This is a genomic window from Bacillota bacterium (genome assembly GCA_040757085.1).
Lineage (GTDB): Bacteria > Bacillota > Sulfobacillia > JACIYH01 > JACIYH01 > JACIYH01.
Window position 1 is genome coordinate 13012 of sequence record JBFLXJ010000028.1, and the last position, 18054, is coordinate 31065.

Sequence of the window (18054 nt, forward strand, 5' to 3'; positions counted from 1 at the left end):
AGGCTGTGCCGCGAGGTACTCTCCCAGACCCCGCCACCACTTTCCCGATACGGGGTGGAATTCCGATACTCGGGAAACTCGATGGGCGGCTTCGCCCGGACCCTGATCCCCCCGTACTCCCGGGCCACAAAGAGGAGCAGGCTCTTGAGGTTTTCCCCGCTGGCGTTCGTCCAGTGCCTGATGCACCGTACCCAGTTGCGGGCGTGTCTGAGGGCGCCGACCGGGAGGATCCCGCCCAGCTTTTCAACTACGTTGCTCAGGTGCTTAATGCGGCGGTAATCCACCTCCAGTGCCGTCCCGCGCTCGGCCACGCGCTGCATGGAAAAGGGGCCCATTCGTAGCAGGGCCATCAGGTCCCGTGATCCTCCCAGCAGGGTTGGAAGAGTCGTGCCAGGCCTGCTTGAGAATTCCGAGCGCCGGCCCATCTCCTCTGATGTCGCACAGGATGACCTCACTCTGTTTCAGGATCTGATGGGCTTTCCCCGGGGGATAAGGCCCTGGGGCCGGCAACCTGGCAGTTGGTACTTCCTGGGGTTGCGTGGTAGAATACCGGTGCCGAATCTCGGGTGGTGGGGACATGAAGCGGCGTGCGGGGAGCGATGGGGGGAGAACGGCTACGGACTGGGTTCCTGAAATCGTGGAACGTCTTGTCGCCGGTTTTCAGCCTCTGCAGATACTCCTTTTCGGTTCTCAGGCGCGCGGCGATGCGAGCCCGGACAGCGACGTTGATCTTTTGGTGGTACTCCCGCGTATTACGAACAAGCGCGAGACGCTTGTAGCCGTGAAGCCCGGGAGCAAACCGGTGATCTGGCCGAGCTGTTGGGCTTGGGAACGCGACCGAGCGGTGAGCATCGGAGCCGCCCGGTCCTGCGGGCCTGCGCGGAGGCATAGTCAGTCAGCCTCGTTCCTGAAGATTCGTGCCGCGCGCGGTGAGAGTCCCAGGGAAGCAGTCACAGTGGGCGAGGGTGATAGGCGTACGGGGCCATGAATTGGCACAGCCGCTGTAGTTTGAGAATAGCACCTGCGCGGAGGGTTGGGTGTTGCGCCGGTACCTGAGTTTGAGCGAACTGGGAGAAGCACAGGTAGACAGGCTATACCGGTTCATCTCCACCCTGGATCCCCACCCGTCGTTCCGGACCCGGGCTGAGATGGTCGACTACTACACGGGACCTGCGTTCGAAGGCGGCCGCCAGCACATCAGCGTGTGGCTGCCCGGCCCCACAGGCGCGGCGGAGACGGTGGTGGGATGCCTCGGCGTCGTCACCAGGGAAGCCGCCAGCCAGGGTGTGGTGTACCTGGCCGGGCTGTACCTGGAACCGTCGCAGGCCGCACTCTTCACCGAAATGGTGGAAACGGCGCTCGGCCTGGTACGTGACGTCCCGCACCAGGTGGTGAAGCTGGGCATCCCCGAAAGGCACCGTGACCTGGTGGGCGAGGCGGAGAGGGCCGGTTTCCAGGTGGTGTACCGGGCGCTGGAAATGAGATATGCGGGGGAGTTGGCCGCAGCGCCTGCCCGCAAGCGTTCGGAAGCCGGAAGGCCGGATCCTGCACACCTTGCGGTTGAAGGCCCCCGACCTCCACGCCCGGGAGCCGAGCGCGTGCGAACCGAAGCGCGCGAAGCTGGTCCGGGTGCGGGGTTGTGCTTCGTGCCCGTTGACCGGGACCGCCTTGTTCACTTTCTGGACGTCCACAATGCGGCCTTCTCGGTGACCCCCAACGGGGCCACCTTCAACGAAGAACAGGCCCTGGATGTGTTCCGCGAGAGCATGGGCACGGACCTGCTCCAGTTGGGGTATGCCGACGGAGAACCCGTCTGCGTGCTGGAGCTGGAAGTGAAGGGCGGCGAGGGAGAGATCCTCGGTCTGGGCGTCTTGCCCGATCGGTGGGGCCGCGGTTACGGGCGGCAGGCGCTGGCCAGGGCTATAGAGACCCTGCGGCGGCGGCAGGTCAGGTGCATTCGCCTCACCGTGATTGACACCAACGAGCGGGCGGTTCGCCTGTACCTGCGCAACGGCTTCGTGGTCGACCGCATCATCTCTACCTGGCTGGAAAGAGCCCGCAGAGCTTGCCCGTAGGCAGAGGTGCCGCCGTGTTCGCGCGACGGAGAGACAGCCACCACCACTGGCACCGGGCGTCCCGGAAGAGGCAGCCGCCCTCTTCATGGAGGCTCTGGCTCGCGGCGACTATGACGCCGCGGCCGCCCGATTTACGACGCGCTTCCGTACCGTACCCGAGCCCCCCTGCTGCCGCATCTCCACCGCTTTCTACGTGGCCGAGCGGGAACTGGAGGACTTGGCCGGTGTGCTCTCCCGCCTCTGATCCGGGGCTGCTCCCCGTTCCGCCCGGGATGATCAGGCGGGCCCCATGATGACGCGCACCTGGTGTTCCTTGCCGTCCTCCAGGGGCGGCAGGAGGTTGGTGGGCAACTCATCACCGTCCAGGTAGACCTTGCGCACGCCGTGGCTGACGTGTCCGGGATTGTCGACTTCTATGAGGTAGGTGGCACGGCGGAATGACCGGCGCAACTGGAAGCCGTCCCATTCGGGGGGGATGGCAGGATCTATGCGCAGGCCTTCCAGTTCGGGCCGGGCACCCAGGATGCCCTGGTACCCGGCGATCTGGGCCCAGGCGGCCGTACCGGTAGTCCAGGTGAACTCCCCCCGGCCGAACCAGGGTGAATCCGGGCCGTGCACGTATTCGGCGTACACGTAGGGTTCTGCCAGGTAGCGGTCCTGGTCCGCAGAGGAGTTCATGAACGAACTCTTGCGGAACCACTCGTAGGCCCGGTCACCGCGGCCGATTTTCGCTTCTGCCAGGATGGCCCAGGTGACGGGGTGGTTGAAGATGGCGCCGTTTTCCTTGGTGCCCGGCGCGAACATGGTGATGATGCCCAGGGACGGGTCGGGTTCCTGGTATGCCGGTAGGAAGAGGGCCGGTCCGTAGGGAGTATCCAGGTGCTTCCAGACGGAATCCATGGCGGTCAGCGCTCGGTCCGGAGGGGCCAGGTCGCTGAGGACGGCCCAGGTCTGCGCGTTGACGTAGATGCGGCCCCACCGGTTGAGGTGGCTTCCGAATGCCTCCCCCCGGTCGGTGGTGCCCCGGATGTACCATTGGCCATCCCAGCAGTGCTCGTTCACCAGGCGCGAGACCTCTTCTGCCCGTGCCCGGTACCTCTGTGCCGGCTCACGGTTCCCCAGGGTGTCCTCGAGCGCAGCCATCTCCCGGAGCATCCACACCAGGAATTCCGCGGTCATGACGCTTTCTCCCCGGCCCTCGATGCCCACCTGGTCGAGGCCGTCGTTCCAGTCCGCCGCTCCCATCAGGGGTATGCCCCGCGGGCTCACCCGGCCCAGGGTATACTCCAGGGAACGCTGCAGGTGGTCGTGCACGGTGCCTTCGCCACCACCGTAAAAGGGCACCACTTCCTGCAGGAAGTCCACGTCGCCCGTCTCCTTCAGGTAGGAGATGACGGCGAGCACCGGCCAGAGGGCGTCGTCGGAATGCCCCGTACGGGGGCCGGTGTCGGACACGGGGTCCCAGTTGTGCAGGCAACCGCCGTCGGGGAACTGGTGGCGCAACAGTTCGCGCAGCTTGCGGGCAGCCGCTTCCGGTTCCATGGGCAGGACGCCCAGCAGGTCCTGGCAGCTGTCCCGGAAGCCAATTACGGAGCCGCCCCCGATGTAATAGGAGACCATGCGGGACCAGTGGAAGGTCACCCACGACTGGTACTTGGACCACACGTTAAGGGCCAGGTCGAAGTTCCGGTCGGGGGTGGTGGCCCAAAGGCGTCCCACGTAGTCGTCCCAGTAACCGCGCACGTGGGAATACGCGCGCCGTACTTCATCGAGATCCAGGTATTTCCGGGTGAGATGGGTGACGGACCCCCGGTCGGGGCTGGCTCCGGTCAGGATGACGAAATCACGGGTTTCCCCCGGCTCCAGTCTGAGGGAAGAGTGCAGGCTGGCGATCGCGTCCTGACCGGGTCCCTGGGAGTTGCTGCAGTGTCCTCTCTCGACGGCCAGCGGGCGTGACAGGTACCGGCCCGGTCCCACGAAGGCGGCCCGCAGGCCGTCGAAGCTGGTGACGGGCAGGCTGGAGCAGGCGAAAGCCACTGCCGGCCAGGGCAGGTGGGGCTTGGCGGGCCGGGCGCCCACTTCCCACAGCCTGTTTTCGGCCAGGAGGGTGCTGTCACTCCATTCCACGCGCTTGAACAGGGACGCAAAGGTGCTCTCCAGCAGGTCGTAGGGGAAACTCCCCAGCGCCCATTCCAGGTAAGAGAATACTCCCAGGTTCCGGGCGTGCGCCGACCGGTTGGCCAGCTTAACCCACCAGATCTCCAGGTCATCCCCGCGGGGGACGAAAAAGGTTACCTGTGCCTCTATCTCCCGGGCCAGGCAATGGATGTGGGTGTAACCGAGCCCGTGGCGGCACTCCCACCGGTCGTAAGGAGCCTGTACGGGCTGCCAGCCCAGCGACCAGGTTTCCCCGGTGTCTTCGTCACGCAGGTAAATGTAGCGACCGGGCCTGTCGGAAACCAGCATGTCGGCGGGGTGGGCCCTGGTGATGCGATGGTACCCGGAACTTCCGAAGAAGGAATAGCCACCACCCGTCTGGGAAATGAGGGCGCAGTAGTGCCCATTGGTGAGGTAATTTGCCCAGGGCCGGGGGGTCTCGGGGCGGGTGATCACGTACTCCCGGCCATCGGGAGCAAAGTTGCCGTATGGCACGCCTTACACCTCCACGCTGTCTTCATCGTCCCGGGCCATGGTGATGCCGGGGTGGAATACCCCTTCTGAAGCAGGATAGGAGGCGGCGGGCTCGGCGGCCGGCCTCACCTGCAGTTCGTTAACCACCCTTCTCACCCCGGTCAGCCCCGACACGATGGTTTCTGCCAGGCGTGCTTCCCGGGCGGAGCCCACCGAGCCCCGCAGGTGCACCACGCCGTCCTGGGCCACGGCCCGGATGGGGGCTGCGGACAACGGCGCTATCTGCCCCAGCACCTCGTGCACCCTTTGCGCCAGCAAGGCGTCTCTCAGCTTCACTTCAGAACCCCCCTTTTCTGCGCGCGGCGGCACCTGCCGGCCGCCGCGCCTGCTGATCCCAGTTCGGAAAGCCTGTGGCCTTCCCGCAGCGGGAACGGGCTATGAGGTTCCCGCGGCCGGGACGGCATCCCGGGCCGCATCCAGTTCCAGCATCAGGGCCTGCACCCAGAGGTAGGAGAGCAGGGACTCTGCCCCCTGGTTCAGGTTCACCCCGCCGGGCGTGAGGCCGTCGTAGCACCCGCCGGTGGTAGCGTCCGCCAGGGATACCCCCAGCTCGTTGTGCCCGTGGAACCAGGCTGCTGCCTGGCGGGCCAGTTCTCGATAGCGGGAAGCCCCGGTCACCAGGTAGGCCTGGATGTTGACCTCGGCCAGGTGAGCGGCGTCCACGGGCTGTTCGTCGAACTCCGCCGGCGTACCCCCGCGGCGATACCAGTGCCGGTTTCCCACCAGCTTGGGGTAGCCACGGCGGAAACAGCAGTCGTTGAGGAAGTCCAGGGTTTCCCTGGCCGCCCGCAGGAACTTGCGGCGACCGGTAACCAGGTAGGCGGCCAGCATGCCCTGGGGGAGAACCCCGTTGCTGTAAGTCATGGTTTCCTCGAACCAGTGCCATCCCGGAGCGGCCGAGGCCCGGTAAGCGGCCAGGAGGTGGTGCCCGAGCCGGTCGGCGAGGGTCTGGATCCCCGGTTCGGGGGAAGTTTCCTGATACCGCTGCAGGGCGATGAGGGCCAAGGCCTGAGCCCGTGGGGCACGCAACCGGCCCACGTGGGGGAGGGCCCGTTCCCAGAGACGCCTGGCCAGGAGATAGCTTCCGCCCGGAGGGTTGCGGTCGTCGCTCGTCATCACCTCTACGCAGGCTCCCAGGGCCCGGGCGAAGCAGTCTTCCGATCCTTTTTCGTCCACGAAGCGCCGGGTGTAGTCCATGAAGTTGTGGAACCACCCTCCTGGCATCTGGGCATATGCCAGGAAGGCCAGGTAGCGCTGGGCCAGGGGCTGCAGCACGGGATCACCGCGCGTGTTTGGCACTCTCATCAGAAGCGTCAGAGCCCGGCTGTTGTCGTCCGTTGTGTATCCGCTGGCCAGGTCCGGCAGGGAATAGATGGCGTGCTGGATGAGGGCGGTGCAGTCCGTCAGGCGTTGAAGGTGATCCCAGCGCAAGGTAGGGGACGGCAAGCTTGCGCACGCGGTCATATCCCTTGCTCCTTCCCGTTAGCTCCCTGAACAGGCTCGCGTAGCGAGCACCCACGCGGGGCCAGGTCATAGTGATGCCCAAGGTGATGGCCCGTTGCTGCAACTGGCGGCGCAGTCGGAAGGAACCCAGGATGCGGTTGATGGCATGTTCGAGGGCCTCGGGGTTGCGGAACTCCACCAGCAGGCCCCTGCCGTTGCCCAACAGCTCCCGGGCGTACAGGTAAGGCGTGGAGACGATAGCCTTTCCCAGTCCCAGCGCGTAGGCCAGGGTGCCCGATACAATCTGGTCGGCGCCCAGATACGGGGTGACGTAGATGTCGGAGGCGAGCAGGTAATCGGTGAGTTCGGCCTCGGTGAGGTAGGCGTCCACGAAGCGGACGTGGTCGGTCAGCCCAAGTTCCCCTACCACCCCGAGCAAGTGCTCCCGATAGCTTTCCCCGTATAGTTTTCGCACCACGGGGTGGGTTTGCCCCAGAACCAGGTACAGCACCCGCGGGTGGCGCCTGACGATGCCGGGGAGGGCGTGGAGCATGTATTCGATGCCCTTGCCCGGGTTGATGAGGCCGAAGGTGCAGAGCACCTGCCTTCCGGAGAGTCCCAGGCGCCGCCTGATTTCGCGCCGGCTCCAGGCGCGAACGGCGGGGACGCCGTGGGGGATCACGTGCACCAGGGAGGGATCGATACCGTACACTTCACCCAGCAACTGGCGGCCGGTGTCGGTCATCACCACCAGGGCCGCAGCCCGGTCGGCCAGCCGGCGGACGATTTCTCGCTGGCCCGGGAGAGGACGGGACAGCACGGTGTGCAGGGTGACTACCAGGGGCCTCTGCAGGCGATCCACCAGTTCCAGCACCATCTGGCCGTTTTCGCCTCCGAAGATGCCGTACTCGTGGTGAAGGTTCACCACCGGGCAACCTGCCCGGTTGAGGAAATCGGCCGCCGCCCGGTAGTCGGCCGGGTAGCCCTGCCTTATCTCCCCGATCACCGGTTCCCCGTAATCGTATGCTCCCGCGTGGTCGCTTACGGCGATAACCTTGCCTTCCCATCCCGCTGCTTGCACGCCGGCCATCAGGTTGGAGACGAAGGTGGCGAGGCCGCAACGTCGCGGCGGGAACGTGCTCAGGTAGCACACCAGGGGGCGATTTGCAAACAAGGATTTCCCTCCCCCGTCCCGACTGAGGCCACCCTGGTGTAAGGTATCCCGGGTCCGATTTCCCTATCCTGTGGCAACCCCGTTTGCGGGGGAATGTCTTTATTCTTGCCGGGCAGGAGGAATTGAGGCACGCGTGGAGAATAGGACAAGCGCAGTGGGTCAAAGTGGTGAACAGTGGGGAACGCGGACACGCGGTTCGGAGGGGAAGGGGGGCGGGGTATGTTTCTCGGACAATACGTTCACAACATGGACGAGAAGGGCCGGGTGGCCATCCCCGCCCGCTTCCGTACCGAACTGGGGGATCGCATGGTGGTGACGCGGGGGCTGGACAAGTGCCTGTGGGTGTACCCGTGGGAAACCTGGCGGGCGATCTCGAGCCGCTTCGCCCAGCTTCCCTTCACCCGGGCGCGTAACCGCAATTTCCAGCGCTACTTCTTCGCGGGAGCCGTCGAGTGTTCACCCGATGCCCAGGGGCGCATCCTGATTTCCCCCGCCCTGCGCACCTACGCGGGACTGACCCGGGAGGTGGTGGTGGCGGGGGTTTCCGATCACGTGGAGATATGGGACCGCCAGGGATGGGAGGCGTTCGAAGAACAGGTGAACGCGGAGTACGAGGAGATAGCGGAGAGCCTGTTCGCTCCCGAGGAACCGGCAGAGGAGGGAGGCCGGTAGTGCACCGGCCGGTGATGGTGGCCCAGGTTCTGGAGCTGCTGCAGGTGAAAGAAGGGGGCACGTACGTGGACTGCACCGTAGGCGAGGGCGGTCACGCCCGCGCCATCCTGGAGAAGGCCGGTGGGCGGGGGCGCCTGCTCGGCCTCGACTGGGATGGGGAAGCCCTCGAGGCGGCGGCCCGGCAGCTGGCTCCCTGGGGGGACGTGGTGCGCCTGCGGCGGGAACCGTTTTCGCGCCTGGGGTGGGTGGTGGCCGAGGAGAACATCGGTCCCGTGGACGGCGTGCTCTTTGACCTGGGGGTATGTTCGCGGCACCTGGACGATCCCGGGCGGGGATTCTCGTACCAGCACCAGGGGCCGCTGGACATGCGCATGGACCGGCGGCAGAGCCTGACTGCAGCGGATCTGGTGAACGGGTTACCCGAGGAGGAACTGGCCTTCATCATATCCCACTACGGCGAGGAGCGGTGGGCCCGGCGCATAGCCCGGCGTATCGTGGAGACCCGGGCCAGAGCTCCCATCCGCACCACTCTGGACCTAGTGGCCATCATCAAGGATGCCATCCCGGCACCGGCGCGGCGGCACGGGGGACATCCCGCCCGCCGCACTTTCCAGGCCCTACGGATAGCCGTTAACCGCGAACTCGAGCAACTCGAGCAGGGGCTCGAGCAGGCGGTCGCTGCCTGCCGGCCGGGGGGGCGGGTGTGCGTGATCGCATTTCATTCCCTGGAAGACAGGATAGTCAAGCGACGATTCCTTGCCCTGGCACGGGCGGGACGGGGTACGGTGCTCACCCGTCGCCCCCTCGTGCCGGGGCCGGAAGAAGTGGAGGCAAACCCCCGCGCGCGCAGTGCCAGGCTGCGGGGGTTCCAGGTTGGGGACGAGGGCGGGCGGCCCGAGCCCGGCAGCGGAGCGACCACCGCATAGGGCAAGGAGGGGAGGAATAGGCATGGTTATGGCCGACGAGGCCTGTACCGGCCGGTGGGTGGGATACGGTCGCCCCCGAGGGCGAGCGGTCAGGGCGGGGTGCGCCATCCCGCAGTTCCGACGGGGGGTGCGGGCAGCTACCTCGCTAACGCGGCGGGCGGCGCGGGCCCGCTGCGCTACCCCCCTGGTACGCCGGGCGGCCCGAGCGCGCGCTGTCGGGCGCGCGCTGGGCTCGGTCTGGGTGCTGGGACCCGCTCTGGTGGGGCTGGTGGGACTGCTTGCGCTGGCCCTGGTGTACCTGCACGTGGCCTGCCTGGACACCGGACACCGCATCCTGGCCCTCCAGAAGGAAGTGCAAGCCCTCCAGGCGGAGAACGAACGGCTGCAACTGGGGGTGCTGCGACTTAGTTCCCCGGCCCGGGTGGAGCAGGTGGCCAGGGAGAAACTGGGAATGGTGCCCGTCGAGGTTGCCAGGACCATCCCGGCTCCCGCTTCCGTCCTGGCCGAGGCGGCCGAGCCCCGGGTGACCGCCTCCTGGCTGGAACAGGTATTCTCCTTCCTGGCGGGCCTGCTACAAGGACAGGGAGTGCTGGCCGGACCCGCCCGCTAGTGGCCGGGAGGGGGCAGAGGGTAGTGTTCAGTCCTCCTCTGAGCCTGCGCAGGCGACTGGTGGTGCTCTTTTTTGCCTTCTTTCTTTGCTTCACCGTACTGGTCGGGCGCCTGGGCTGGCTGCAGGTGGTCAAGGGGGAAGAATTGAGGAGCCGTGCCCTCCAGGTGCGGATGAACGACATTCCGGTACAGGCCCGGCGTGGTCTCATCCTGGACCGGCGGGGGCGGGAACTGGCCATATCGGTAGACGTAAACTCGGTGTACGCCATCCCACCCGAAATCAAAGACGTGGAAAAGACCGCCCGTGAACTGTCCCGGGTCCTCGGTATTCCGCCCCAGGATGTCCTGGAAAGGCTGCGGCAACGCGCCTTTTATGTATGGATTAAGCGTCGCATCAGCGAGGAGGAGGCCACCGCCATCAAGGGGCTCAAGCTGCGCGGTATCGGGCTCACCCAGGAAGCCCAGCGCTTTTACCCTCAGGGGCAACTGGCTGCCCATCTCCTCGGTATTGTGGGCATAGACAACGTGGGGCTGGAGGGACTGGAACTCATCTACGACGAGGAGTTGCGGGGTAAGCCGGGCCGGGTGGTCGTGGAGGTGGATGCCCTGGGGCGGGAGATACCCCATTCCCTGCGCCAGTTCGAACCGCCCGTGCCCGGCAACAACCTGGTGCTCAGCATCGACCAGGTGCTCCAGTACATATGCGAACGGGAACTTGAGCGAGCCATGGCCCGCACCGAGGCCAAAGCCGGGGCCGTGGTGATGATGAATCCGGGGAATGGCGAGATCCTGGCCCTGGCCAGCCGTCCTACTTTTGATCCCGGCCGGTACCAGGACTTCCCCGGCTCGTACCGCCGCAACCCGGTGGTTTCGGACACTATCCCTCCCGGTTCCACCTTCAAGCCGATCACCGCGGCTGCGGCGCTGGAAACGGGGGTGGTCACTCCCACTTCCGGTTTCTATTGCGGCGGTTCCATCACCGTACCCGGGCACACCTTTGCCTGCTGGCTGGATGGCGGCCACGGTGCCATTACCTTCGAGGAAGCCGTGGCCCAGAGCTGCAACGTGGCGTTCATCCAGATGGGGCTGAGGGTGGGCGTGGACGCCTTTTACCGTTACCTGGACGAGTTCGGGTTCACCCAGCCCACGGGGACCGATGCGGGTACGGGGGAGGCACAGGGCCTGCTCTTGCCCAAGCGGGATTGCAAACCGGTGGACCTGGCGGCCATGGCCTTCGGCCAGACGCTGACCGTCACCCCCCTGCAACTTTGCCGGGCCATCGCCGCCATCGCCAACGGGGGCGTGATGACCACTCCCCACGTGATGAAGGAAATCCGCACCCCCTCCGGGGAACTGGTGCGGTCCTACGAGGACAAGGGAGTGCGGCGGGTCATCTCCGAAGAGACAGCTCGCGAACTGGTGCGTGCCATGGAGCTGGTGATGGAAAAGGGAACCGGTAAGTCGGCCCGGATCGCAGGTTACCGGCTGGCAGGAAAGACGGGTACGGCGCAGAAGGTGGAGGAGGGCCGCATCGCCTCCGGTAAGTACATCAGTTCCTTCGTGGGGTTCGGGCCCCTGCCCGATCCGCGCCTGCTCACCCTGGTCGTCCTGGATGAGCCCAAAGGAGAGTATTACGGCAGCCAGGTGGCGGCGCCGGTGTTCAGCGCCATCATGGCTGATGCCTTCCGCTACCTGGAGATCCCGCCTGAGGGCACGGTTGCCCCCCCGGCCGTCCGGCAGGGGGGTGCAGGCGCGACCGGCGCGGGATCCCGGGTGACGACGGCGGCTGGGGCCGTGGCCTCGGGGACGGTGGCGGTACCGGACGTGCGGGGGATGAGTATGCGGGCGGCTGCCTACTGTTTGGAGCAGGCCGGCCTGCGCATGGCGGCGCGGGGGACGGGTCGGGCCGTGAAACAAGAACCCGCTCCCGGTGCCAGCCTGCCCCGGGGCGGGTTGGTGCGGGTGGAGTTTGCCCCGCCGCCTCCTGCTCCCCCCTAGCTGGTGTCCTCGCCTGCGGCCGGCGAAGCCCGGCTGGCAGTTCCCCGGCGGTGCGCCACGTTGTGCCGGTGGCGGGCGTCACATAAAATGAGCGGGGTTGAGTCAGAATACTGGAAAAGTTAACCGAAAGCGGTGGTTGCTGCCTATGACCCTGAGAGAACTGATAAAGATACTGCCGGAGAAAGACTTAAGAGGTGACCCGGACACGGAAATCACGGGTCTGGCTTACCACGCCGGGGCAGTGCGCCCCGGGTTCCTTTTCGCCTGCTGGCGGGGGCTCAAGTGGGATGGCCACGACTTTGCCCCGGAGGCGGTGCGTCGAGGAGCGCGGGCCCTGCTGGTGGAGAGGAGGCTGGAGCTGGACGCGGATGTGGCTCAGGTACTGGTGCCCTCCTCCCGGCGTGCCCTGGCCCTGCTGGCGGCCGTGTTCTGGGGCCATCCCTCTCGCAGGCTGCGGCTGGTGGGCGTGACCGGGACCAACGGAAAGACCACTACCACCCACCTGGTGCGCCACATCCTGGCTTGCTGTGGCCATCGGGTGGGATTGGTGGGAACGGTACGGAACGTGGTGTGCGACCGGGAGTTGCCCGTGGAGCGGACCACGCCCGAGTCGGTTGACATCATGTCCCTGCTCGGGCAGATGACGGCCTGCGGATCGACGTACTGCGTGATGGAGGTATCCTCCCATGCCCTGGACCAGGAGCGGGTGGCAGGGTGCGAATTTGCGGTGGCGGTGTTCACCAACCTTACCCAGGACCACCTGGACTACCACCCCACATTCGAGGATTACCTGCAGGCCAAGTTGCGGCTCTTCCGGTCCCTGGGCGTGGGGTACCTGGGGGACACCGTGGGCAAGAAACTGGCGGTGGTCAATGCAGATGACGCCTCGTCGTACCGTTTCGTGGAGGAAGCTCGCCGGGCGGGGGCCGGGGTGGTGAGCTACGCCCTGCGTAATCCGGCGGACATGACGGCGGAAGACGTACGTATGACGGCGGAAGGTACATCTTTCCTGGCGAGGACACCCGCCGGGGAGGCTCACGTCACCCTGCCCCTGGTGGGACGGTTCAACGTGTATAATGCCCTGGCCGCCGTGGCCGTGGCCATCGGAGAGGGTGTGCCCCTTGCCCTGGCCGTGCGAGCCCTGGCGGAAGCCCCCCAGGTGCCGGGACGCTTCGAGAGGATCAAGGAGGCCCGCGACTTCTCGGTGATCGTGGACTACGCCCACACTCCCGACGGGCTGCGCAACGTGCTGGAGACGGCCCGCGAGATCACGCAGGGGCGGGTGATCGCCGTGTTTGGCTGCGGCGGGGACCGGGACCGGGGGAAGCGCCCCATCATGGGGAGGATAGCCCGGGAACTGGCTGACCTCACCGTGATCACATCCGACAACCCCCGCAGTGAAGACCCCCGGGCTATCATTCGCGAGATTGAAGAGGGGGTGCGTGCCCCCGGGTACCAGTATCTGGTCGAACCCGATCGGCGCCGGGCCATAGCCCTGGCGCTGGCAGAGGCGAAGCCGGGAGACCTGGTGCTCATCGCGGGCAAGGGCCACGAGACCTACCAGATCATCGGGGACCGCACCCTGCCCTTTGACGACCGCCAGGTGGCGCGGGAGTTGCTGGCGGGGAGGTGACAGGGCTTGCTGTTCACGGTCGAAGAAGCCTGCCGCATCCTGGACGGCCGCCTCATTCCCCCCGGTGCCGGGTCCCCGGCGGAGGCCAGCGGGATGGGGCAGCGGGAGATCCTGGCCGTAACCCACGACAGCAGGCGGGTCAACCCGGGAACCCTCTTCGTGGCCATACCGGGTGCCGCCACGGATGGTCACCTCTTTCTGGAAGACGCCTTTGCGCGGGGGGCGGTGGCTGCCCTGGTCTCCCGCGAACCTCAGCGACCGGCGGGTGGACCCTGCCTGCTCGTGCCCGATACGGTGCTGGCCCTCGGCAAGCTGGCCCTCTCTCACCGCCTGCGTTTTTCCCCGGTGGTCATAGGGATCACAGGCTCCCTGGGGAAAACCAGCACCAAGGATATGGCAGCCTCCGTGCTGGGGACGCGCTACCGGGTGCTGAAGAACGAAGGGAACCTGAACACTGAGGTGGGGGTTCCCCTGACCCTATTCGGTCTGGATGCCACCCACGAAGTGGCCCTGATCGAGATGGCCATGCGGGGGCGGGGGCAGATAGCCTACCTGGCTGGCCTGGCACGGCCCCGAATGGGCGTGGTTACCAACGTCTCCGAGAGTCACCTGGAACTCCTGGGGTCGATTGAGGAGGTGGCGCGGGCCAAAGCCGAACTGGTGGCCGCTTTGCCCCCGGACGGTACTGCCATCTTGAACGGTGACGACCCCCGGGTGCGCAGGATGGGGGAGCGGTTCCCGGGGCGGGTGGTGTACTTTGGCCTGGGCGCCGGGTGCGAGGTGCGGGCCTCGGGTGTGCGATCCCTGGGCGACCGGGGCAGCCGTTTCCTTTTGCACCTGGGGGAGGAGGTGGGGGAGGTGTTCCTGCCCGTTCCCGGCCGCCATCAGGTGCCGAATGCCCTGGCGGCGGCGGCCGTGGGGTGGGCGCTGGGCCTTTCCCTGGTGGAGATCGTGAGGGGTTTGGAAAACCCCGCTCTGTCGGGGATGCGCATGGAGGTTGTGCGGCTGGGCGGGGTGACTGTGCTGAACGATGCGTACAACGCCAGCCCCACCAGCACGTCCGCCGCCCTGGAGACTCTCATGGATATTCCGGGGCGGCGTCACCTGGCTGTGCTGGGAGACATGCTGGAACTGGGGCCCCGCGCCATCCCCGGTCACCGGGAAGTGGGCAGGTTGGTGGCCCGCTTGGGGCTGGACTACCTGCTCACGGTGGGCACCCTTTCCCGCCACCTGGTGGAAGCCGCCCGCGAGGAGGGCATGCCAGGGGAGCGGATCACGTCGGTGGATTCCGCCCGGGAGGCGGCCGAACTGGTGAACGGCCTGCTGGGAGAAGGCGATGTGGTGCTGGTGAAGGGGTCCCGGGGTATGAAGCTGGAACAGGTGGTGGCCGCACTGCGGCAGAGGTGGGGGCAGGCATGATGATCGGCGTGCAGCCGCTGGTGGCGGCGTGGGTGTTTGCTCTGGTGGCGGGTGCCCTGCTGGTCCCCGTGCTGCGCCGCCTCAAGGCCGGACAGGTGGTGCGGAGCGACGGACCCCGCAGCCACGCGGGCAAGGCCGGCACCCCCACCATGGGAGGGCTGGTGTTCCTGCTGGCCCTTTCGGCGGCCGGGCTCGCGTGGGGGCCGCGGACCGGATCCCTGTACCTGCTCCTGTTCAGCACCTGGTCTTTCGGTATGCTGGGCTGGGCCGATGATTTCCTGAAGGTGGTGGCCAGGCGACCGCTGGGACTGCGAGGCCGTTACAAGGTGGCGGGTCAACTGGCCCTGGCCACGGCCATAGTGGCGGTTGCCCTGAACCTGGGCAGGGGTACCATCGTGGAGGTGCCCTGGTACGGTCCCCTCGACCTGGGCCCGGCTTACTGGGTGCTGGGGATGCTGGTGGTGCTGGCGGGGGCAAACGCCGTCAACCTCACCGACGGGCTCGACGGCCTGGCGGCGGGAGCGACCGCCTGTTCCTTCCTGGCCTACGGGCTTATAGCCTGGAGCCTGGGAGAGGAAGACCTGGTGACGTTCTGCCTGGCCACCGTGGGCGCGCTGGTGGGTTTCCTGCGTTACAACGTCTACCCCGCGCGGGTATTCATGGGGGATACGGGAGCCCTCGCCCTGGGGGCGGCTCTGGGCACCTGTGCCATCCTCACCCGCACCGAGCTCCTGCTCCTTTTCATCGGGGGGCTGTATGTGGTGGAGGCGCTGTCCGTCATCCTGCAGGTTTTCTGGTTCCACACCTTCGGCCGCCGCATCCTGCGCATGAGCCCGCTCCACCACCATTTCGAGCTGGTGGGATGGCCGGAACCCCGCGTGGTGGAATTCTTCTGGGCCTGTTCGGCGCTGTGTGCGTTCCTGGGGCTCCTGGTGTGGCGGGGGATGGGGTGATGGCACGCCAGGGTGGGGGTCAGCGGCGGCATCTTCGCGGTCATGGCTCCGGGGGCTCCCGTCTGGGGGCGACCCCGAGCGCGCGGGCGGCCGCGAACGTGAGGAGTGTGCGGGCGCGGGCGGTTTCCCCCCAGCCCGGCAGCCCCGATCCCCTGCTTTTTTTGGCCGTGGTGTGCTTGGTAACGCTGGGTATCGTCATGGTGGCCAGTTCGTCGGCGGCCAAGTCCCTGGAGACTCTGGGCGACCGCTTTTACTACCTGAAGCGCCAGGCGGTGTGGGCGGTCCTGGGACTGGTGGGCGCCTTGTTCACTTCCCGCCTGAAGTACTGGCACTGGATCTCGCTGGCGCGTCCCGCCCTGGTGGTCACCATCATCCTGCTGGTGCTGGTGCTCATCCCCGGGGTGGGGCGGACATCCCGGGAAGCCCAGCGCTGGCTGGGGTACGGATCCCTCGCCTTTCAGCCCTCCGAGATGGCCAAGGTCACCATCACCATATTTGCCGCCTACCACCTTTCCCGCCGGGAGGGGATAGCGCGGGACTTCTGGCGGGGGGTGGTGCCCCTGCTCTTCTGGATCGGCCTGGCGGCTGCCCTCATCCTGGAACAGCCCGACCTGGGCACGGCGGTGACGGTGGGGGGGACTTTGTTCCTGGCCCTGATCACCGCCGGGGCCCGCCTTTCCCACGTCGTCCTGCTGGGCGCGGCGGCGGTGCCCGTCACCTTCTGGGCCATCTTCGCGGAAGAGTACCGCCGCCGGCGCTTTCTGGCCTTTCTCGATCCCTGGGCTGACCCGCAGGGGTCGGGATTCCATATCATACAGGCCCTGTACGCCCTGGGATGCGGGCGCCTGTTCGGGGTGGGCCTGGGGCAAAGCAGGCAGAAGCTCTGGTACCTTCCGGAGGAGCACACCGACTTCATCTTCGCCATAATAGGGGAAGAGCTGGGGGTGATCGGGGCCGTCACGGTGGTCGCCCTGTTCTTTCTTTTCACCTGGCGCGGGTTCCGGGCAGCCATGCACGCACCGGATACCTTTTCCTCGCTGCTGGCGGCGGGGTTGACCGGGATGATCGCGCTGCAGGCGGTGGTGAACATCGGGGTGGTCACGGCCATGTTGCCCGTTACCGGTATCCCCCTGCCCTTCATCAGCTACGGCGGTTCTTCCCTGGTGTTCTCCCTGGCCGCGGCGGGCATCGTGCTCAACGTCTCCCGGTACACCCGTCCCTCCGGGTGAGGGCGGTTACGGGAGGGAACCCGGGATGCCTATGTACGAAGGCGGTGGTGGCGTGGCAGGCGAACTCAGGATTGTGTTGACGGGCGGAGGGACGGGCGGTCACATCTACCCGGCGCTGGCGGTGGGCAGGGTGCTCCGCGAGGAGTATGGCGCCCAGCTCCTTTACGTGGGCAGCCGCGGGAGCATGGAGGCCGAGCTGGTGCCCCGGGAGGGTATCCCCTTCGAGGGGATAACGGTCACAGGCCTGCGGGGCAAGTCACCGGGGCAGGTGGTCGCGGGTGCGGGGCGGGCCGCCCTGGCGGTGGGACAGGCCCTGGCCATCCTGGGGCGCTTCCGTCCCCGCGCGGTGCTGGGGACGGGCGGGTACGTGACGGGTCCGGTGGTGCTGGCCGCCATCTTGCGGCGCATCCCGGCCGTGCTGCAGGAGCAAAACGTGGTCCCCGGTGCCACCAACCGGGTGTTATCACGCTTTTGCCGGGCGGTGTGCGTACCCTACGCCCAGTGTCTGGTGCACTTCCCCTCGAGGGCCGTCCTGGTAGTGACCGGGAACCCTGTCCGCCCCCAGGTGGTAACCCGTACCCGGGAAGAGGGGTGCCGGGCCCTGGGGTTGGATCCACGGCGCCCTACGCTCCTCGTGCTGGGAGGAAGCCGGGGGGCCCGGCGGGTGGCGGAGGCTGCGGTGGACGCACTTCCTGCCGTGAGGGAGGCTCACCCGGATCTGCAGGTCCTGATCATCGCCGGCCGGGACTATTACCCCGAAGCCCGTTCCCGGCTCGGTCGGGTGGAGGCGGGGGGGCACGTGCGGCTGGAGCCCTACGTCTATAACATGGAAGATGCCCTGGCGGCAGCGGACCTGGTGGTGGGGCGCGCCGGGGCCATGACGGTAGCGGAGGTGACGGTGCGAGGCCTGCCCGCCATCCTGATCCCTTCCCCGAACGTGGTAGGGCGTCACCAGGATTACAACGCCCGCCAGCTCGAAAAAGAGGGGGCGGCCCGGGTGATCCCGGATGACAACCTGGATGGACAGGCCCTCGCCGCTGTCGTGAATACCATACTGGGGGATGCATCCCTCAGGGGAGCGATGGCCGCCGGTTCCCGCCGGCTGGGGAAGCCCGATGCTGCCCGGCGGGTGGCAGAAGTGGTGGTGCAGGCCGCCCGGGAGTAGCCGCACATGGTGCCGGGCGATGCGGTGCGGCGTGCCGGGCGGGCATGCAGTGACCCGTCCGGATGAA

General features: G+C 67.0%; 16 protein-coding genes. 12 read left to right on the forward strand and 4 right to left on the reverse strand.

What is annotated here, in order from left to right:
* Positions 1-577: 577 nt before the first annotated feature.
* The 3 genes from AB1446_10760 to AB1446_10770 all read left to right on the forward strand — a co-directional run bounded on the left by AB1446_10760 (position 578) and on the right by AB1446_10770 (position 2319).
* Entirely contained in the window at positions 578-988 is a 411-nt protein-coding gene (locus tag AB1446_10760; protein MEW6547372.1) for a nucleotidyltransferase domain-containing protein, read from the forward strand.
* A 52-nt stretch (positions 989-1040) separates the two neighbouring features.
* Complete coding sequence (locus AB1446_10765; protein ID MEW6547373.1) at positions 1041-2075, forward strand: GNAT family N-acetyltransferase; 1035 nt, start codon at positions 1041-1043, stop codon at positions 2073-2075.
* Between the two features lie 85 nt (positions 2076-2160).
* A complete protein-coding gene (locus tag AB1446_10770) occupies positions 2161-2319 on the forward strand; it encodes a hypothetical protein (protein MEW6547374.1) in 159 nt (52 codons plus the stop codon).
* Positions 2320-2351: 32 nt separating this feature from the next.
* Here AB1446_10770 and AB1446_10775 read toward each other — a convergent pair whose 3' ends face one another.
* The 4 genes from AB1446_10775 to AB1446_10790 all read right to left on the reverse strand — a co-directional run bounded on the left by AB1446_10775 (position 2352) and on the right by AB1446_10790 (position 7383).
* Positions 2352-4727 (reverse strand): glycosyl transferase family 36, encoded by a 2376-nt coding sequence (locus AB1446_10775; protein ID MEW6547375.1) that lies wholly within the window; start codon positions 4725-4727, stop codon positions 2352-2354.
* Positions 4728-4730: 3 nt separating this feature from the next.
* The gene (locus AB1446_10780; GenBank protein MEW6547376.1) at positions 4731-5042 is read right to left on the reverse strand and encodes a BON domain-containing protein; all 312 of its coding nucleotides are present in this window, start codon (positions 5040-5042) and stop codon (positions 4731-4733) included.
* Between the two features lie 99 nt (positions 5043-5141).
* On the reverse strand, positions 5142-6041 hold the full coding sequence (locus AB1446_10785) for a glycosyltransferase (GenBank protein ID MEW6547377.1): 900 nt from the start codon (positions 6039-6041) through the stop codon (positions 5142-5144).
* 4 nt (positions 6042-6045) lie between these two features.
* Positions 6046-7383 (reverse strand): glycosyltransferase family 4 protein, encoded by a 1338-nt coding sequence (locus AB1446_10790; protein ID MEW6547378.1) that lies wholly within the window; start codon positions 7381-7383, stop codon positions 6046-6048.
* Between the two features lie 219 nt (positions 7384-7602).
* Here AB1446_10790 and mraZ point away from each other — a divergent pair, with 219 nt between their 5' ends.
* The 9 genes from mraZ (at position 7603) to murG (ending at position 17987) form a co-directional block, all read left to right on the forward strand.
* A complete protein-coding gene (mraZ, locus tag AB1446_10795; GenBank protein ID MEW6547379.1) occupies positions 7603-8055 on the forward strand; it encodes a division/cell wall cluster transcriptional repressor MraZ in 453 nt (150 codons plus the stop codon).
* Positions 8055-8981: a 16S rRNA (cytosine(1402)-N(4))-methyltransferase RsmH gene (gene rsmH, locus AB1446_10800; GenBank protein ID MEW6547380.1), complete on the forward strand. Its 927-nt coding sequence runs from the start codon at positions 8055-8057 to the stop codon at positions 8979-8981. The genes mraZ and rsmH overlap by 1 nt, the downstream gene beginning before the upstream one ends.
* Before the next feature lie 22 nt (positions 8982-9003).
* A complete protein-coding gene (locus tag AB1446_10805) occupies positions 9004-9591 on the forward strand; it encodes a cell division protein FtsL (GenBank protein ID MEW6547381.1) in 588 nt (195 codons plus the stop codon).
* A gap of 23 nt (positions 9592-9614) precedes the next feature.
* On the forward strand, positions 9615-11588 hold the full coding sequence (locus AB1446_10810) for a penicillin-binding transpeptidase domain-containing protein (GenBank protein MEW6547382.1): 1974 nt from the start codon (positions 9615-9617) through the stop codon (positions 11586-11588).
* 145 nt (positions 11589-11733) lie between these two features.
* Complete coding sequence (locus AB1446_10815; GenBank protein ID MEW6547383.1) at positions 11734-13221, forward strand: UDP-N-acetylmuramoyl-L-alanyl-D-glutamate--2,6-diaminopimelate ligase; 1488 nt, start codon at positions 11734-11736, stop codon at positions 13219-13221.
* A 6-nt stretch (positions 13222-13227) separates the two neighbouring features.
* Positions 13228-14640 (forward strand): UDP-N-acetylmuramoyl-tripeptide--D-alanyl-D-alanine ligase, encoded by a 1413-nt coding sequence (gene murF / locus AB1446_10820; GenBank protein ID MEW6547384.1) that lies wholly within the window; start codon positions 13228-13230, stop codon positions 14638-14640.
* Positions 14637-15593, forward strand: coding sequence for a phospho-N-acetylmuramoyl-pentapeptide-transferase (gene mraY, locus AB1446_10825; protein MEW6547385.1), 957 nt, complete (start codon positions 14637-14639; stop codon positions 15591-15593). The genes murF and mraY overlap by 4 nt, the downstream gene beginning before the upstream one ends.
* 98 nt (positions 15594-15691) lie before the next feature.
* A complete protein-coding gene (gene ftsW, locus AB1446_10830; protein ID MEW6547386.1) occupies positions 15692-16822 on the forward strand; it encodes a putative lipid II flippase FtsW in 1131 nt (376 codons plus the stop codon).
* A 25-nt stretch (positions 16823-16847) separates the two neighbouring features.
* Positions 16848-17987: an undecaprenyldiphospho-muramoylpentapeptide beta-N-acetylglucosaminyltransferase gene (gene murG, locus AB1446_10835; protein MEW6547387.1), complete on the forward strand. Its 1140-nt coding sequence runs from the start codon at positions 16848-16850 to the stop codon at positions 17985-17987.
* The last annotated feature ends 67 nt before the right edge of the window (positions 17988-18054 follow it).